Source organism: Phycicoccus sp. HDW14 (assembly GCF_011383005.1).
Lineage (GTDB): Bacteria > Actinomycetota > Actinomycetes > Actinomycetales > Dermatophilaceae > Phycicoccus.
The window spans coordinates 1,249,635-1,264,645 of sequence record NZ_CP049935.1 but is presented as its reverse complement, the minus strand read 5'-3'; the positions used below and the strand labels follow the sequence as shown (position 1 = coordinate 1,264,645).

The 15,011-nt window shown below is 75.2% G+C and carries 12 protein-coding genes, 2 pseudogenes and 1 riboswitch; of the genes and pseudogenes, 3 read left to right on the top strand and 11 right to left on the bottom strand.

The features are described from left to right. Nucleotides 1-25 precede the first annotated feature (25 nt). The gene (locus G7075_RS06265; protein ID WP_166119962.1) at nucleotides 26-1,201 is read left to right on the top strand and encodes an exonuclease SbcCD subunit D; all 1,176 of its coding nucleotides are present in this window, start codon (nucleotides 26-28) and stop codon (nucleotides 1,199-1,201) included. After that, complete coding sequence (locus G7075_RS06260) at nucleotides 1,198-4,215, top strand: AAA family ATPase (protein ID WP_166119959.1); 3,018 nt, start codon at nucleotides 1,198-1,200, stop codon at nucleotides 4,213-4,215. The genes G7075_RS06265 and G7075_RS06260 overlap by 4 nt, the downstream gene beginning before the upstream one ends. Before the next feature lie 4 nt (nucleotides 4,216-4,219). Here G7075_RS06260 and gcvP read toward each other — a convergent pair. From gcvP to G7075_RS06210, 10 genes and pseudogenes are all read right to left on the bottom strand, one after another. After that, a pseudogene (gene gcvP, locus G7075_RS06255) lies at nucleotides 4,220-7,095 on the bottom strand (aminomethyl-transferring glycine dehydrogenase). Between the two features lie 67 nt (nucleotides 7,096-7,162). After that, a riboswitch (glycine riboswitch) is annotated at nucleotides 7,163-7,257 on the bottom strand. Between the two features lie 62 nt (nucleotides 7,258-7,319). Further along, a complete protein-coding gene (locus G7075_RS06250) occupies nucleotides 7,320-7,958 on the bottom strand; it encodes a MerR family transcriptional regulator (RefSeq protein ID WP_166119956.1) in 639 nt (212 codons plus the stop codon). 147 nt (nucleotides 7,959-8,105) lie between these two features. Then, nucleotides 8,106-8,597, bottom strand: coding sequence for a bifunctional nuclease family protein (locus G7075_RS06245; RefSeq protein ID WP_166119953.1), 492 nt, complete (start codon nucleotides 8,595-8,597; stop codon nucleotides 8,106-8,108). A gap of 4 nt (nucleotides 8,598-8,601) precedes the next feature. Next, the gene (locus tag G7075_RS06240; protein ID WP_240918020.1) at nucleotides 8,602-9,423 is read right to left on the bottom strand and encodes a MerR family transcriptional regulator; all 822 of its coding nucleotides are present in this window, start codon (nucleotides 9,421-9,423) and stop codon (nucleotides 8,602-8,604) included. Further along, nucleotides 9,335-9,790, bottom strand: coding sequence for an FHA domain-containing protein (locus G7075_RS06235; RefSeq protein ID WP_166119951.1), 456 nt, complete (start codon nucleotides 9,788-9,790; stop codon nucleotides 9,335-9,337). The genes G7075_RS06240 and G7075_RS06235 overlap by 89 nt, the downstream gene beginning before the upstream one ends. 105 nt (nucleotides 9,791-9,895) lie before the next feature. Beyond that, a pseudogene (gene gcvH, locus G7075_RS06230) lies at nucleotides 9,896-10,281 on the bottom strand (glycine cleavage system protein GcvH). Nucleotides 10,282-10,313: 32 nt separating this feature from the next. Then, on the bottom strand, nucleotides 10,314-10,976 hold the full coding sequence (locus G7075_RS06225; protein WP_166119948.1) for a DUF881 domain-containing protein: 663 nt from the start codon (nucleotides 10,974-10,976) through the stop codon (nucleotides 10,314-10,316). A gap of 103 nt (nucleotides 10,977-11,079) precedes the next feature. Next, nucleotides 11,080-11,412, bottom strand: coding sequence for a small basic family protein (locus G7075_RS06220; RefSeq protein WP_166098481.1), 333 nt, complete (start codon nucleotides 11,410-11,412; stop codon nucleotides 11,080-11,082). Continuing rightward, nucleotides 11,409-12,266 carry a DUF881 domain-containing protein gene (locus G7075_RS06215; RefSeq protein WP_166119945.1) on the bottom strand — a complete coding sequence of 286 codons (858 nt, stop codon included), beginning with the start codon at nucleotides 12,264-12,266 and terminating at the stop codon, nucleotides 11,409-11,411. The genes G7075_RS06220 and G7075_RS06215 overlap by 4 nt, the downstream gene beginning before the upstream one ends. A gap of 31 nt (nucleotides 12,267-12,297) precedes the next feature. Further along, entirely contained in the window at nucleotides 12,298-12,894 is a 597-nt protein-coding gene (locus G7075_RS06210) for a CDP-alcohol phosphatidyltransferase family protein (protein WP_166119942.1), read from the bottom strand. A 68-nt stretch (nucleotides 12,895-12,962) separates the two neighbouring features. Here G7075_RS06210 and G7075_RS06205 point away from each other — a divergent pair, with 68 nt between their 5' ends. Further along, complete coding sequence (locus tag G7075_RS06205; protein WP_240917934.1) at nucleotides 12,963-14,114, top strand: MalY/PatB family protein; 1,152 nt, start codon at nucleotides 12,963-12,965, stop codon at nucleotides 14,112-14,114. On the opposite strand, the gene G7075_RS06200 is transcribed toward G7075_RS06205, so the two are convergent. Beyond that, a complete protein-coding gene (locus G7075_RS06200) occupies nucleotides 14,111-14,659 on the bottom strand; it encodes a class I SAM-dependent methyltransferase (RefSeq protein ID WP_256378061.1) in 549 nt (182 codons plus the stop codon). The genes G7075_RS06205 and G7075_RS06200 overlap by 4 nt on opposite strands. Nucleotides 14,660-15,011 lie beyond the last annotated feature (352 nt).

Genomic DNA, 15,011 nt, shown 5'->3' with positions numbered 1-15,011 from the left:
GGTGGCCTCTCCTAGCGTGGGTCCCATGCGGCTGCTGCACACCTCCGACTGGCACCTGGGACGCGCGTTCCACGGTGTCGGGCTGCTCGGTGCCCAGGCCGCCCACCTCGACCACCTCGTCGAGGTCGTGCGCTCCGAGGCGGTCGACGCCGTGCTCGTCAGCGGCGACGTCTACGACCGCGCGATGCCCGCCCCCGACACCGTGGCGCTCCTCTCGCAGACCCTCGAGCGGCTCGTCGACGCCGGGGCGCAGGTCGTCGTGTCCAGCGGCAACCACGACTCCGCCACCCGGCTCGGGTTCGCCTCCGGGCTGCTCGAGCGCTCGGGCGTGCACCTGCGCACGTCGGTCGCCGACGTCGGGCGGCCCGTGGTGCTCGGCGACGTCGCCGTGCACCCCCTCCCCTACCTCGAGCCCTCCCTCGTCGCCGACGACCTCGGCGCCACCGAGCGCACGCACGCGTCGGTCCTGCGGGCCGCGATGCAGCGGGTGCGCGCCGACGCCGCGACGCGGGGCGGGCGCACGGTCGTCATGGCCCACGCGTTCGTGTCCGGCGGGGTCACCAGCGACTCCGAGCGCGACATCTCCGTCGGCGGGGTCTCGGCAGTGCCCGTCGAGGTCTTCGAGGGCGTCGACTACACCGCGCTGGGGCACCTGCACGGGCGGCAGGTCGTCGCCGAGCACGTGCGCTACAGCGGCTCGCCGGTCGCGATGTCGTTCAGCGAGTGGAGGCACCGCAAGGGCGGGCTGCTCGTCGACCTCGGCGGTTCGCAGGTCGTCGTCGAGGAGGTCGACGCCCCGGTGGGGCGGCGGCTCGCGGTGCTGCGCGGGTCCCTCGACGAGCTGCTCGCCGACCCCCGGCACGCCGATGCCGAGGACGCGTGGTGCCAGGTCACGCTCACCGACCCCTCCCGCCCGCTCGGGGCCATGGAGCGGCTGCGCCGGCGCTTCCCGCACACCCTCGAGCTGCGCTTCGAGCCCGAGGGCGTCGCCGTGCCGCTGCGTCCCTACGCGGCCCGGGTGCGCGCCGAGTCGCCCGTCGACGTCTGCTGCGACTTCCTCGACCACGTCCGGGCCGGCCAGGGCGCCGACGCCGACGAGCGGGTCCTGCTCGCCGAGGCCGTCGAGGCCTCCCGGGTGGCCCGCGGCCTCGCCGACGACGAGGGCGTCGCCCGTCCGGTCCACGAGGCGGGTGTCGCGTGAGGATCCACCGGCTCGAGGTCGAGGCCTTCGGCCCGTTCGCCCAGCGGGTCGTGCTCGACGTCGACGAGGTCTCGGCCGCCGGGCTCTTCCTCGTCCACGGCCCCACCGGGTCCGGCAAGACCAGCCTGCTCGACGCCGTGTGCTTCGCGCTCTACGCCGACGTCCCCGGCGCCCGGCGCAAGCAGGCGCTGCGCAGCGACCACGCCGCCCCCGACGCGGTGCCCCGGGTGGTCCTCGAGGCCACGGCCGGCGGGCGGCGGCTGCGCATCACCCGCTCCCCCGAGTGGTACCGGCCGAAGAAGCGGGGCGGCGGCACGACCCGCGTGCAGCCGTCGGTCGTCCTCGAGGAACGCGTGGGCGGCGCGTGGAGCGCCCTCAGCACGCGCCACGACGAGGTCGCCGACCTCGTGCTCGACCTGCTGGGGATGGGCCTGAAGCAGTTCGCCTCGGTCGTCATGCTGCCGCAGGGCGACTTCGCGGCCTTCCTGCGCGCGACCCCCGAGGAGCGGCGCGAGATCCTCGAGCGGCTCTTCGACATCGGGGTGTACTCCGACGTCGAGCAGTGGCTGGCCGACGCCCGGCGCGACGGCGCGGCCGCGCTCGACACCGCGCGGTCCGGGCTCGGCACCGACCTCGTCCGGCTCGACGACGTCCTCGGCTCGGTGGGTCCCGACGCCGCAGAAGGTGCCGGCCCGTCCCTGGCCGAGACCCCGCTCCAGGAGCTGCCGGCCCGGCTGGCCGAGGTCGCCGACGCGCTCGCCGGTCGGCTCACGTCCTCGCTCACCGCCCTCGACGCCGCCGAGTCCCTCGAGGCGCAGGCCACCCAGCGGCTCACCGCGGCCCGCGAGCTCGTCGGCCTCCGCCGGCGCGGCGACCTGGCCCGCGCACGGCTCGCCGAGCTCGACGCCACCGCCGACGAGCACGCCGAGCGGGTCCGCGCCCTCGACGCCGCCGACCGGGCCGCCGGGGTCCGGGGCCACCTGAGCGCCGTGGCGCGGGCGCGGGCCGAGGCCGACGCGCGCGTCGCCGACCTCGACCGGGCCCACGACGCGGTCGCCGCTCTGGGGGTGCTCGTGCCCGACGGCGCCGCCACCGCGCTCGTCGAGCGGGTCCGCGCCCTCGACGACGTCGCCGCGGCCCTGGCCCGTGACACCACCGGCGCCCGCGAGCTGGCCGCCGGGCTCGAGGAGGGGGCCGAACGCCGTGCCGGTCTCGAGGCCCGCCGCGCCGCCGGCGCTGCCGAGTTGCCGCCGCTCGAGCAGTCCGTGGCCGCCGCGGCCGAGGAGGTCGCGCGGCTCTCCAGTGACGGCGCGCGCGTCGACGACCTCGCCGCCGCCGTCACTGAGCACAAGAGCCGCCTCGCCCTGCACGACGGCGTCGACGCCGACCGCGCCCGCCTCGAGTCGCTGCAACCCCGGCTGGCCGACGCCCGGACCGCCCTGTCCGACACCCTGTCCGCGCTCATCGACCTCCAGCAGCGGCGCCTCGACGAGATGGCCGCCGAGCTCGCCACCGGGCTCACCGACGGTGCACCCTGCCCCGTGTGCGGGTCCGCCGAGCACCCCGTCCCGGCCGTCGCCGTCGACCCCGTCACCGCGCAGCAGCTCGCCGACGCCGAGGCCGCGGTCGCCGCCGCGCGCACCCGGGTCACCGGTGTCGAGGCCGACCTCACCGCCCTCACGGCCGCGGTCGCCACCCGCCTCGCGGTGCTGGGCGGCACCGACCGCGCCGACGTCGAGGAGGCGCTCGAGCGGGTCCGGGCCGAGCACGCCGAGGCCGTGCGCTCGGCGGCCGCCCTGGCCGCGGCCACCACCGAGCTGCGGGCACGACGTGCCGCGGCCGAGCGACTGACCGCCGAGCAGGATCGCCTCGCGGCCACCCTCGACGCCCTCGACGAGCGGCTCGCCGAGGTCGCCACCGAGGCCGAGGCCACCGGTGCCCGGCTGGCCGCCGACCTCGAGGCGCACGCGGGCTGCCCGTGCGGCGGTGGGCCCGACGCCCGGCGTCACACCCGGGTCACCGCGGTCCTGTCCGACCTCGCGACGGTGGCGACGGCGGTGGCCGAGGCCCACCACCGGCTCGACGAGGCCTCCGCCGACCTCGCCGGCGCCCTCGACGAGGGCGGCTTCGCCACCCCGGCCGCGGCCGAGGCCGCCCTGCTCCCCGTCTCCGACACCGACCGCCTGCGCGACGCGGTGCTGGCCCGCGACCGAGACGCCGCCGCCGCGGCCGCCGCGCTCACCGAGCCCGAGGTCCTCGCCGCGCTGGCCGCCGACGCCCCCGACGTGGGTGCGCTCGAGGTCGCGTTCGCCGAGGCCCGCCGGGCGGTCCTGGCCGCCGGCGCCGAGCACGACGCCCTCACCCGGGCCGCCCGCGCCCTCGACCGGCTGCGGCCGGGGCTCGAGGCAGCGTGCACCGAGGTCGCCGGGCTGGCCGCCCGGCAGGCCCGGGTCCGCGAGCTCGCCGACACGGTCGGGGGCACCGGCGGCGACAACACGCTGCGGATGCGGCTCACCTCGTTCGTTCTCGCCGCGCGGCTCGAGAAGGTCGCCGCGCTGGCCAACGAGCGGCTGGCCGTCATGGGCGGCGGGCGTTACCTCCTCGAGCACAGCGACGACCTCGCCGCCCGCGGTGCGCGCTCCGGGCTCGGGCTGCGGGTGCTCGACCAGTGGACCGGCCGGGCCCGCGACACCGCATCGCTCTCCGGCGGCGAGTCGTTCATGGCCTCGCTCGCCCTCGCCCTCGGGCTCGCCGACGCAGTCCGCGAGGAGGTCGGCGGCCTCGACCTCGGCACGCTCTTCATCGACGAGGGCTTCGGCAGCCTCGACGACGACAGCCTCGAACAGGTGCTCACCGTGCTCGACGGGCTGCGCGAGGGCGGCCGCGCGGTCGGCGTCGTCAGCCACGTCGCCGACCTGCGCACCCGCATCCCCCACCAGGTCGTCGTCACCAAGGGCGCCGACGGCAGCGGGGCGAGCGTGCGGACCGCGGGCGCAGCGACGCCCGCGGCCTGACGCCTCAGTCCTCGAACGCCTCCGGCGACGGGCACGAGCACACGAGGTGCCGGTCGCCGTACGCACCGTCGATGCGGCGCACCGGCGGCCAGTACTTCGAGGCCGGGTCGACGCCGTCGGGGAAGGCGGCGGTGCGGCGGTCGTACGGGTGCTCCCAGTCGGCGGCCAGCGACACCGCCGTGTGCGGGGCGTGCCGCAGCACGCTGTCGGCGGCGGCCACGGCCCCCGAACCGACCTCGTCGATCTCGCGGCGGATGGCGATCATCGCGTCGCAGAACCGGTCGAGCTCGCCGAGGTCCTCGCTCTCGGTCGGCTCGACCATCAGCGTGCCGGCCACCGGGAAGGACATCGTCGGGGCGTGGAAGCCGTAGTCGACGAGGCGCTTGGCGACGTCGTCGACGCTGACGCCGGTGTCCTTGGTGATGCCGCGCAGGTCGAGGATGCACTCGTGCGCGACGAGGCCGTCGGTGCCCGAGTAGAGCACCGGGTAGTGGTCGCGCAGCCGGGCCGCGACGTAGTTGGCGTTGAGCACCGCCACCTCGGTCGCCCGACGCAGGCCGGCCCCACCCATCAGGCGGACGTAGGCCCACGAGATGGGCAGGATGCTCGCCGACCCGTAGGGCGCGGCCGACACCGGGCCGACGCCGGTCTCCGGGCCCGCCTCGGGGTCGAGCGGGTGGTTCGGCAGGAACGGTGCGAGGTGCTCGCGGCAGGCCACTGGGCCGACGCCCGGGCCGCCGCCGCCGTGCGGGATGCAGAACGTCTTGTGCAGGTTGAGGTGCGAGACGTCGGCGCCGAACTTGCCGGGCCGGGCGACGCCGACCAGGGCGTTGAGGTTGGCGCCGTCGACGTAGACCTGGCCGCCGGCGTCGTGGACCATCGCGCAGAGGTCGGTGATGGTGTCCTCGAAGACGCCGTGCGTCGACGGGTAGGTGACCATGATCGCCGCGAGGTCCTCGCGGTGGTCCTCGACCTTGGCCTTGAGGTCGTCCATGTCGACGTTGCCCGTGATCGGGTCGGTCTTGACGACGACGACCCGCATCCCGGCCATCACCGCGCTGGCCGCGTTGGTGCCGTGCGCGCTGCTCGGGATGAGGCAGACCCGGCGCTCGGCGTCACCGCGCGATCGGTGGTAGGCGGCGATGGCCAGCAGGCCGGCGAGCTCGCCCTGGGACCCGGCGTTGGGCTGGAGCGAGACCGCGTCGTAGCCGGTGATCTCGCACAGCCACGTCGACAGCTCGTCGACGAGCCCGCGGATCCCCTTGGTCTGCTCGAGCGGGGCGAACGGGTGCAGGTGGGCGAACTCGGGCCAGGTGACGGCGGCCATCTCGGTCGTGGCGTTGAGCTTCATCGTGCACGAGCCGAGCGGGATCATCCCGCGGTCGAGGGCGAAGTCGCGGTCGGAGAGGCGGCGCAGGTAGCGCAGCATCGCCGTCTCGGAGCGGTGCGCCGAGAAGACCGGGTGGGTGAGGTACTCGGAGGTGCGGGTCAGCGCCTCGGGCCAGTCGGGGGCCGCGACCTCGACCCGCTCGGGGGCCGGGACGCCCAGCGCCCGGCAGACCTTGCCGAGCACGAGGGTGTCGGTGGTCTCGTCGACGCTCAGCAGCACGGTGTCGGCGTCGTGCCGCCACAGGTTGACGCCCTGCGCGAGGGCTGCGGCGACGACGCCGTCGGCCTCCCCCGGCACGTGCAGCGCGAAGGTGTCGAAGGCCGGGCCCTCGGCCACCTCGACCCCGCCGGCGCGCAGCGCGTCAGCGAGGGCGCGGGCGTGCGAGTGCACGCGAACGGCGATGCCGCGCAACCCGTCCGGGCCGTGGTAGACCGCGTACATGCTGGCCATCACGGCGAGCAGGACCTGCGCGGTGCAGATGTTCGACGTCGCCTTCTCGCGGCGGATGTGCTGCTCGCGGGTCTGCAGCGCCAGGCGGTAGGCGGGTGCGCCGTCGGCGTCGACCGACACCCCGACGAGCCGGCCCGGCAGGGTGCGCTCGAGGCCGGACCGCACTGCCATGTAGCCGGCGTGCGGGCCGCCGAAGCCCATCGGGACCCCGAGCCGCTGGGTGGTGCCGACGGCCACGTCGGCGCCCCACTCCCCCGGCGGCGTGGCCAGGGTGAGCGCGAGCAGGTCGGCCGCGGCGGCGACCAGCGCCCCGGCCTCGTGGGCTGCGGCGGCCAGCGCGCGGTGGTCGTGCAGCCGGCCGTCGGCGGCCGGGTACTGCACGAGGACGCCGAAGACCTCGGCGCCACCGGCGGCGGCCCGCAGCGCGTCGACCGAGTCGACCCCCGTGAGGTCGGCGACGACGACCGGGAGGCCGAGCGGCACGGCCCGGGTGCGGAGCACGGCGAGGGTCTGGGGAAGACGCCCTCGTCGACGAGCAGCACGGCGTCGGCGGCGACCTTGGCGCTGCGGCGCATGAGCGTCATCGCCTCGGCGGCCGCGGTGCCCTCGTCGAGGAGCGAGGCACCGGCGGTGTCGAGCCCGGTGAGGTCGCCGACGACGGTCTGGAAGTTGAGCAGGGCCTCGAGCCGGCCCTGGGAGATCTCCGGCTGGTACGGCGTGTACGCGGTGTACCAGGCCGGGTTCTCGAGGACGTTGCGCTGGATGACCGCGGGCGTGCGGGTGCCGTAGTACCCGAGCCCGATCATCGAGGTGAGCACCCGGTTGCGGGCGGCCACCTCGCGCAGCTCGGTGAGGACGGCGGCCTCGGACTCGGCGGGCGCGACGTCGAGGTCACCGCGGAAGCGGATGCCCCCGGGGACGGCGGTGTCGACGAGGTCGTCGAGCGAGGCGCGCCCGACGACCTTGAGCATCCCGGCGAGGTCGTCCTCGCGGGGACCGATGTGCCGGCCGGCGAACTCGGGAAGGGTGGGCGTGCTCACGGGACCTCCGGGGGAACAGACGATGGACGTCCTCCCCCTCTGTCGGCCGGTGGGCCTCCAGAGGTGCCTGTCCCGCGCGGTCCTTGGGCCTGAGAGGTTCCGGGGAGTGTTGCCCCTTCGGCGCCGCGGCCCGAGGGCCGAGGACTCTCCCGCGCGGTGTGAGCGGCCCCGTCAACCTATCACCGGGACGGGGTTCGGGCGCCGGAGCGCCGGGGTCCGGACGCTCAGGCGAGCCGGGCGGCGCGGCGTAGCGACAGCTCGTCACCGGCCGGGACGGCCTCGGCGCCGCCCTCGTGGTCGGAGCGCTCGCTCGGCAGCGACGCCAGCTCGCCCTCGACCTCGCGCCAGACCTTGCCGACCGCGATGCCGAAGACACCCTGGCCGCCCTGGAGCAGGTCGATGACCTCGTCGGCCGAGGTGCACTCGTAGACCGAGGCGCCGTCGCTCATGAGCGTGATGCCGGCGAGGTCGTCGACCCCGCGGGCGCGCAGCACGGTGATGGCGCCGCGGATCTGCTGGAGCGAGACGCCGGTGTCGAGGAGGCGCTTGACGACCTTGAGCACGAGGATGTCGCGGAAGCCGTAGAGGCGCTGCGTGCCGGACCCGCCGGCCGCGCGCACCGAGGGCTCGACGAGGCCGGTGCGGGCCCAGTAGTCGAGCTGCCGGTAGGTGATGCCCGCCGCCTTGCACGCGGTCGGGCCGCGGTAGCCCACCTCGTCGTCGAGCTCGGGCAGGTCGTCGGCGAACAGCACGCCCTGCGCGGCAACCGGGGTCGACCCCGTCGCTCGCGCTTCTCCGGTGGAGCCCACGCCTACCTCCTGGTGCTGTCGCCCGTCGAGGCGACTGTACGCCGGGAATGACATGGACGTCACTCGCCGCGCCACTTCTGTGACGGGTGTGACAGTAGGGACGGATGTGACTCGGGTCAACGACCACGGGACCCGCACGCTCACCGGCGTGTCGTGATCGGCGTGTCGTCGGGCCCGGGCCCGGACGGCCCGCGAGGCGTCCTAGGAGTCGGCCTCGGTGTCGAAGTCGTCGGCCGAGACCTGGTCGAGGAACTCCTTGAACTTCTCGACCTCGTCCTCCTCCGGCTCGGCCATCTCGACACCGGCCTCCTCGAGGAGGTCATCCTCCGCGGTGATCTCGGCGCCGGCGCGCAGGGCCAGGGCGATGGCGTCGGACGAGCGCGAGTCGACGTCGGTGCCCCCGCCGTCGGCGCCCCCGTCGATGGCCAGCACGGCGTGGAAGGCGCCGTCGCGCAGGGCGACGATGCGCACCCGCGTCAGGGTGTGGCCGAGGTCGTCGATGACGGTGCGCAGCAGGTCGTGGGTCAGCGGGCGCGGCGGGACGACCCCCTGCTGGGCGTAGGCGATGGCCGTGGCCTCCGCGGCCCCGATCCAGATCGGCAGGTAGCGGTCGCCGTCGCGCTCCCGGAGGAGGACGATCGGCTGGTTGTTGGGCATCTCGACCCGCACCCCGAGCACGTCCATCACCTTCATTCCGTCACCGTACCCCGGCTCCCCCACGCCCCGGGGGGTGGTCAGCCGCCGGTGCCGAGGCCACCGCGGACCAGTGCCGCGTGGAGGGCCAGGACGAGGTGGGTGACCTCGTCGGTGGCCCGGCGGGCGTCGGGTCCGCGCAGCGCTCCGGTGGCCTGCTCGACGAGCCCGACCTCGCGGTCGGCGGCGGCCCGGAAGACGCGCAGGTGCCGGGCCTCGAGTCCGTAGCGGGCCAGCCCCGCGGCGGCCCGGGCGGCGCGCAGGTCCTCCTCGTCGTGCAGCCCGTCCGGGCCCGGGCGCAGCAGCCCGTGGTCGAGCAGCTCGCCGAGGGCGTCCGCGGTGAGCCCCGAGGCGCCGGCGAGCTCGGGGCCGTGAGCCGGACGGCCCGGCCGGCGAGCAGGGGCCCGGCGTCCGGGCGGGACGGGACGTCGGGGTCGGGCCCGGGGTCGGGAACCTCGGGCCGCTGGTCCGGGCCGGTGGGCTCGAGGCCGCGGTCGATCGCCTCGAGGGCCTCGCGGATGACCTTGAGCGGCCAGAACAGGTCGCGCTGGGCGCGCAGGACGTAACGGAGGCGCTCGACGTCCTCGGCCGAGTACCGGCGGTAGCCCGAGCCGGTGCGCTCGGGGTGACCAGCCCCTCGGCCTCGAGGAAGCGGACCTTGGAGATCGTGACGTCCGGGAAGTCCTCGGCGAGCGAGCGCACGACGGCCCCGATGGTCAGGGGCGCACGACGCGGGGTCAGTCCTGGGCGGCCGCGTAGAAGACGAGGCGGAACTTGCCGATCTGCACCTCGTCGCCCGTCGTGAGCAGCTTCTCGTCGACGAGATCGCGGTTGACGTAGGTGCCGTTGAGCGACCCGACGTCGTGCACCGAGAACGCCCCGCCGGAGCGGCGGAAGACCGCGTGCCTGCGAGAGACCGTGACGTCGTCGAGGAAGATGTCGCTGTCGGGGTGGCGCCCGGACATCACCTCGTCGTCGTCGAGGAGGAAGCGGGCCCCGGTGTTCGGGCCGCGCAGCACCACGAGGAGGGCGGTGCCGGCGCGCAGCGCCTCGACGGTCGCGAGGTCGGCCTTGGTGAGGACGTGCTCGGCCTCACCCTGCGGCTCGACCCGCCCGGCGCCCTCGACGGCCTGGAGGCGCATCGTCGTGGGCTCGGGTGCGGCCTGCTCGTCGCCGTGCTCGTCGGCTGTCATCTCGCCCTGTCACCTTCCTCGACCATCTCGTCACTGCCTCGCGGACTGCCACCCTAGATCACGGGGACGCCGATGTCCCCCTTGTGGGACGGCACCCTCCCGAGGTCAGGACAGCTGCGAGGTGTAACCGTCGACGTCGAGCAGGGCCGCGACGTCGGCGGCGTCGGCCGGGCGCAGCTCGTACATCCAGCCCTCGCCGTAGGGGTCGGTGTTGACCAGCTCGGGGTGGCGTCGAGGGCCCCGTTGACCGCGGTGACCTCACCGGCGATGGGCGCGTACAGGTCGCTGACCGACTTCGTGGACTCGACCTCGCCGCACGTGTCGCCGGCCGTCACCGTGTCGCCGACGGCCGGGAGGCTGACGTAGACGACGTCGCCGAGGGCCTCCTGGGCGAAGGCGGTGATGCCGATGCGCACCGTGTCGCCCTCCTCGCGGACCCACTCGTGCTCGGCGGTGTAGCGCAGGCCTGCGGGGTACTCGAGGTCGCTCATGGCTCTCCTGTGTCTGTCGGCGCGCGGACGCGTCAGGGGGTGGCGGTGGGTACCGGGCGAGCGTACTGAGGCGCGGTGACGCTCAGCAACGCGTCGACGGCCAGCTCGTCGCGGATCTGCACGTCGGCGCTCGCGCCGACCCGCCGGACGGTGGCCGTGACGCCGCCCGGGATCTGCATCGAGCCGGCGAGGGCGTTGGAGTCGCCGATCGCGCGGATGACGTACGGCGGGCGGACCACGGACCCGGAGACCGAGATGCCGTCACCGCCCTCGATGTCGGCGAACCACGTCGTGGCCACGACCCGGGCGTCGCCGACCTGGATCGCCTCGGCCCCCGCGTCGCGCAGCTCCTGGATCGCGTCGAGGATGATCGACTGGGTGACCTTGCCGTCGGGGTCGTCGATGCGCAGCAGGATGCCCGGCCCCTTGGCCGGTGCGGTGCCCGCGAGGATGCCGAGGGCGTCGACGCGCTCCTGGGCGGCCCGCTGGGCCTCCTCCTCGCTCGTGCTGCGGCTCTTGAGCCGGTCGAGGGAGGACTGGAGGTCACGGACCTCGTCACCGAGCCGGTCGCCGTCCTGGTCGACGTCGGCGAAGATGCGCACGAGCTCGTCCTCGCGCAGGTTCTCCAGGCCCTGGAGGGAGGTCTGGCGCACCTGGGCGATGATCGCGAACCCCAGCGAGGCCGCGAGGAGCATCGCCAGGAGGTTGGAGCGGCTCGGGCGGGGGACCCGGCGCGCCGCAACCGGGCCCAGGCGTGCCGCGCGTCGTCCGGGGGCCGCGGGGTCTCGTCGCCCGTGCTCATGCGTCGAAGAGGTGGCGGCGGATCGAGGCGACGTTGGAGAAGATCCGGACCCCGAGGACGACGACGACACCGGTGGAGAGCTGGCTGCCCACCCCGAGCTTGTCGCCGAGGAAGACGATGAACGCCGCGACGACGACGTTGGAGAGGAAGGAGACGACGAAGACCTTGTCGCTGAAGATGCCGTCGAGGATGGCCCGCACGGCGCCGAAGACCGCGTCGAGGGCGGCGATGACCGCGATGGGCAGGTAGGGCTGGAGCCAGACCGGGACGGCCGGCTGGAGCAGCAGGCCGACGACGATGCCGAGGGCCAGGCCGATGGCGGGGATCACGACGAGCCGTCCTCCGGGTCGCTGGTCGTCCCGCTCGTCGGGGACGCCCCAGTATCCATCGGCTCGGCGTACTTCGTCGTCAGGCCCACCGCGGCCGGCACGGTGAGGCTGCGCGAGACCTCGGAGTCGGCGCGGATGCCGAAGGTGCTGTGCAGCGTCGACAGGTAGCTGGCGCCCGCGCCCTCGGCGAACTCGGCCGGCAGCTCCTTGGGGTCGCCGAGTGCCGTGACGACGTAGGGGCGGGCGAGCGGGCGGTAGCTGACGACGAGCGCCGAGCCGGCGAAGCGGATCGTCGAGACCGACGTCAGCCGGTTGCCGTTGATGCTCACCGCCTCCGCCCCGGCGCGCCACAGGGCGTTGACGACGAACTGGAGGTCGCGCGCCAGCACCCGCTTCTGCTCGCCGGTGTCGCCGGAGCCGCCGTCGTCCGCGGCGTCCGGGGCGTCGTCGAGGGTGAGGACGAGCCCGGGTCCGGTGAGCGGCACGGCACCGACGACCTCGGCGAGCTCGCGGCTGCGGGTGACGCTGCTGCCGGACGGCCCGAGCTGCTGGGCCTCGAGCGTCGTCACCTCGGCCTGGAGGCGCTGCGCCTCGACCGAGAGCCGGTCGACCTCGGTGCGGCGGGTCTCGATCTGGCGGGTGAGGTCGGTGCGGGCGGCCTTGCGCGGGGTGTCGTCGGCGCGCAGGTTGGAGGCCGCGACCCCGACGACGAGCCCGATGGCCAGGGTCGCCGCGACGAGGCGGGGGGCCCGCAGCGACGTCGAGCGCGGCAGGCCCTCGGCCTCACGACGGTCGGCGGCGGCCTGGTAGCCGGGGTCGAGGGGGCGCTCCATCATCGTCCGGATGAGCGTCATCGACGCGTCCGGGCGGCGCGGGGGCGAGCGCTCACGCCGGGACCGCCCGCTCGTGGGCGAGGAGGCGCTGGAGCTGCACCGCGTAGAGGATGCCGGACAGCCAGTAGAGGACGATCCCCCACCACGCGAAGCCCCAGCCGACCGGCTCGGCGATGCGGGCCAGGGTGGAGTCGCCGTCGGCCAGGAGCAGCAGCGGGAAGGCGTAGAGCAGGTTGAAGGTCGCGGCCTTGCCGGCGAAGTGCACCGGCAGCCCGAGCCAGCCGTGCCGCTGGGCGACGAGCACGACGACGGCCATGAACGCCTCGCGCGCGAAGAGCACGACGACCACCCACCACGGGAGGATGTCGCGCCACGCGAGCCCGACGAGCGTCGAGGCGATGTAGAGCCGGTCGGCGACGGGGTCGAGCAGCTGGCCGAGGCGCGACTCCAGCCCGTAGGCACGGGCGATCTTGCCGTCGAGGTAGTCGGTGAGGCCGGAGAGCATGAGCAGGACCAGGGCGAGGACGTCGTGCTCGGCGATGATCGCCCAGAGGAAGAAGGGCACCGCGACGAGGCGCAGCGTGCTCAGCACGTTGGGCACGGTGAGGACGCGCGTGCTCACCGGTGCCTGCGACCCCTCGTCCGCCATGGCGCCACTGTATGGGGTGGTGGCGCACGGTCCGGAGCCGCCACGGCGGGCGGTCCTAGGGTGGCGGTGTGAGCACCCCCCTCCTCGGCGCGACCGAGGCCGAGCTGCGCCGCGACCGCACCAGCGTGAAGTGGCTGGCCTACCCGCCCGACGTCCTGCCCCTCTGGGTCGCCGAGATGGACGCCGCGCCCTGCCCGCCCGTCGTCGAGGCCGTGTCGGCGGCCGTGCGACGCGGCGACACCGGGTACGGCTGGGCGCCCCGGTACGCCGAGGAGGTGTCGCGGTACGTCGGTGCCGCGTGGGGCTGGTCGGTCGACCCGTCGTCGATGCTCGTCGTCACCGACGTGATGATCGGCGCGAGCGAGCTGCTCCGGCTGCTCACCGACGAGGGCGGGCCGGTGGTCGTCTCGCCCCCGGTCTACGACTCGTTCTTCGGCTTCGTCGAGGCGGTCGGACGACGGCGGCTCGACGCCCCGCTGACGGCCGGGGGCCGGCTCGACCCCGAGGCGCTGCGCCGGGTGTTCGCCGAGGCCACGGAGCGCGGAGAGCGGGCCGCGTACCTGCTGTGCAACCCGCAGAACCCGACCGGCGTCGTGCACACGGCCGCCGAGCTCGGTGCGCTCGCCGCGCTGGCCGCCGAGTTCGGCGTGCGGGTCGTCGCCGACGAGATCCACGCGCCCCTGGTGCACCCGGGCGGTCCGGCGTTCACGCCCTACCTCACGGTGCCCGGCGCCGAGGACGCGTTCTCGGTCTTCTCGCCGTCCAAGGGCTGGAACCTCGCCGGGCTGAAGTCCGCCGTGGTCGTCGCGGGGCCGGCAGCGGGTCGCGACCTCGCCCGGCTGCACGAGGTGCACACCCACGGGTCGTCGCACCTCGGCGAGATCGCCCACGTCGCGGCGATGCGCGACGGGGGTCCGTGGCTGGAGCAGCTGCTCGGCGAGCTCGTCGCCCACCGCGAGCTGCTCGGGCGGCTGCTCGCCGAGCACCTCCCGGACGTCCGGTGGGTGCCGCCGGAGGCCACCTACCTCGCGTGGCTCGACTGCCGCCCCCTCGGCCTCGGCGACGACCCGGCGACGGTGTTCCGTGAGCGCGGGCGGGTGGCCCTGGGCTCCGGCCCGCGCTACGACCCCTCGGGCGGGCAGGGGTTCGTCCGCCTCAACTTCGCGACGTCGCCGGCTCTCGTCGAGGAGGCCGTGCGCCGGATGGCGTCCGTGCTCTAGGCGTCGCGCCGCAGCGTGGCGACCCAGACGTCCGGGCCTGCGGGGTTGAGCGGGTGCGGACGCCGGTCGAGCGTGCCGAGCTCGACGTCGTCGCCGGCCAGTGAGCGGATCTCGTCCTCGTCGAGCAGCCACGGCGGGGAGTCACCGACAGGGGCGCCCCGCTCGCGGACGAACTGCACCGCGAGGAGGGTGCCACCGGGGGCGAGGAGCGAGCGGACGGCCCGCACCGCCTCGGCCCGCAGGGACTGCGGCAGGGCCTGGACCGTGAAGACCTCGACGACGAGGTCGGCGGCACCCACGAGGTCGTCCGGGAGGGCGAGCAGGTCGGCCACGCGGTAGTCGACGGCCGTGCCGGGGTGCCGGTCGCGGGCGAGGTCGACGGCGCTGGCCGAGACGTCGAAGGCGGTGGTGCGCCAACCGCGGGACGCGAGCAGCTCGGCGTCGGCCCCCAGCCCGGCACCCACGACGACGGCGCGTCGGCCCTCCCCGGGCCGGCGGCGTCGACGTGCTCGAGCACCGGCGGGTAGGGGCTGGTGCGGGCCCACGGGGTGTCGACCTCGTCGGCCTGCGCGGCGGACCACAGCTCGTCGAACCAGCGTGTCGGCTCGCCGTCCGCGAGGGCCTGCGCGGCGAGCTCGTCGGCACGCCTGTCCCAGTCCCTGTCCCCCGGTGCGCTGCCCATCCCGCCACGCTAGCGAAGTCCTCGCTCGTCCTGCCGCCCGCGCGTGCCCCGACGTCGTGCGGGTTCCGGGCACATCGACGCGCTGTCGGGCCGCCGAACCCGCCCGCAGGTCGCACGACGTCGCCGAAGCCGTCCGGCCGACGACACTTTGGCGCCGGGGCGGCTCCCCGCATGCGGGCGAGTGGCCGGAGGACGAGCATCGTGTCGTTCGTCGG

What these genes read in the sequence shown, in the direction of transcription:
- G7075_RS06265 (WP_166119962.1), top strand. Translation starts at nt 26, where the DNA reads ATGCGGCTGCTGCACACCTCCGACTGGCACCTGGGACGCGCGTTCCAC.
- G7075_RS06250 (WP_166119956.1), bottom strand. Translation starts at nt 7,958, where the DNA reads ATGTCATTCCCGGCGTACAGTCGCCTCGACGGGCGACAGCACCAGGAG.
- G7075_RS06245 (WP_166119953.1), bottom strand. Translation starts at nt 8,597, where the DNA reads ATGAAGGTGATGGACGTGCTCGGGGTGCGGGTCGAGATGCCCAACAAC.
- G7075_RS06235 (WP_166119951.1), bottom strand. Translation starts at nt 9,790, where the DNA reads ATGACAGCCGACGAGCACGGCGACGAGCAGGCCGCACCCGAGCCCACG.
- G7075_RS06225 (WP_166119948.1), bottom strand. Translation starts at nt 10,976, where the DNA reads ATGCTCCTCGCGGCCTCGCTGGGGTTCGCGATCATCGCCCAGGTGCGC.
- G7075_RS06215 (WP_166119945.1), bottom strand. Translation starts at nt 12,266, where the DNA reads ATGACGCTCATCCGGACGATGATGGAGCGCCCCCTCGACCCCGGCTAC.
- G7075_RS06210 (WP_166119942.1), bottom strand. Translation starts at nt 12,894, where the DNA reads ATGGCGGACGAGGGGTCGCAGGCACCGGTGAGCACGCGCGTCCTCACC.